Raw genomic sequence first — 1,663 nt, 5'->3', positions numbered from 1 at the left:
GCGGCCAGTTCTTTTTGACCGGCAGTGATGTCAGCATCGCTGTTCACCGGAAAATAGAACGCATCGCCCCCCGTGGACAGAACGCCCGTTTCGCCCAGACCCGGCAGACATTCGTAGTCTGTGCCAGCAACTTTGCCAGCCAGCGCAAATTCGCCCTGCGCCCAGTCGCCCATGATCTGCGCACCGGTTGTGTCTCGAATGTGGTGGAAACTCTCTAGAGGCGTTCTCCGAGCATGTGGATTTGGGCCTGATCAGGCCGCGAGGTCAAGGCTGATCGGGGCGATAGGCTGAGCCAAGGTTTCCCAGCCATCTATTTTTCGCATTTGGATCTGGCCCGATGCCATCAGTGCCCAAAGAAGCATTGGCACCGTTTCGGCGCAGGGCAGCACGGTCTGGGTCTTGATGCGACGGCGGAATTCCTCGTTTAAGCGCTCAATTGCATTGGTGGTGCGTGCGGATTTCCACTGCGATGGGTCCAGACGCGTGAAGGTGAACAGCCGGTCTCCGGCCTCTTCCAGGCTGTCAGCGACCGCACGACATTTCAGGCGCCACTTGCGCAAGAATACCTTCCGCTGCTTCTCGATCTCCGCCGCGCTGTCGGCATAGATCATGTCACGGTAATCCTCGCTCAATTCGTCATGCATGTGCTTTGGGGCATGGCCGAGAAGGTTGCGGTGCTTGTGAACCGTGCAACGCTGGATCGGCAGCGCCTCGCCCCAGAGTGCGACCAGCGCAGCCTCAAGCCCTGGGGCTCCGTCAACAAGGACAAATTCCGGTTGCTTCAGACCGCGTGCGTCGAGATCACCAAGAAACATGCCCCAAGCTGCCTTACTCTCTCCGCCCATATTCTTGATGGATAGCAGCACCTTCTGCCCGTCCCGGCGCACCCCTATGGCCGCCAGAACCGAGATGTTCGTAGCCTTTCGGTCCAACCGGGTCTTGATGACTGTGCCATCCAAAATCAGACGGACGATGTCTTCGTCAGCCAGGTCGCGCGCCACCCAGGCGTCCCAGTCGACCTTCACCTTGCGCCACGCACGACTGACCACGTCCTTGCTCACGGCACCCTGAAACAGCCCATACAGCGCCCGCTTTACGCGCCGCGTGTTGGTGCCGGCCAGATAGACCGAAGCGATGAGGGCTTCGGCCTTCTTGGTCAGCCGCTGGTAACGCGGCAGCGCCTTTGATCGCCATTCCGTGGTCTTGCCGGCTTCATCAACAGCCCGGGCGCGGGGCACGCTTATCGTCTCGGTCCCAAACGTGCCGGTCAACTGGCGTTCTCGATGACCGTGCCGATAGCCCTTGGGCTTAGCTGTGCCGCGGTCATAACGGCAGCGTCCCAGAAACGCCTCCAGTTCCTCTTCAAAAACGGCCTCAATCGTGGCGCGGATATTCTCTCGCAGGCGATCTTCGATGGGATCATAGCCGGCTTCATTGGCAAGTAGCGTAAGCGGAGCGGTGTCGTTATTGTTTGTCATAGCGTGATCTCCCTGGCGGTTGCTGCCGCCGGTTGGGTGGGTTCAAGTCACCCGGAGATTACGCAACCTTCAAATTTCTACCACCTTCGAGACACAACCGAGTGACATGACCATCAAGACAATTCTTGCGTGCCTGACGTCGGAATCGACTGCCGGTTCCGTTCTGTCGCTGTCCTGCGCTCTAG

At 59.2% G+C, this 1,663-nt stretch carries 1 protein-coding gene; it reads right to left on the bottom strand.

Annotation, left to right across the window (positions count from 1 at the left end):
* Window positions 1-251 precede the first annotated feature (251 nt).
* On the bottom strand, window positions 252-1,478 hold the full coding sequence (locus ACGYLC_RS17620; protein WP_394424234.1) for an IS256 family transposase: 1,227 nt from the start codon (window positions 1,476-1,478) through the stop codon (window positions 252-254).
* Window positions 1,479-1,663 lie beyond the last annotated feature (185 nt).

It is taken from the genome of Sulfitobacter sp. 1A12157 (genome assembly GCF_043557345.1).
Lineage (GTDB): Bacteria > Pseudomonadota > Alphaproteobacteria > Rhodobacterales > Rhodobacteraceae > Sulfitobacter.
This window is presented reverse-complemented; position numbering and strand designations above follow the sequence as displayed.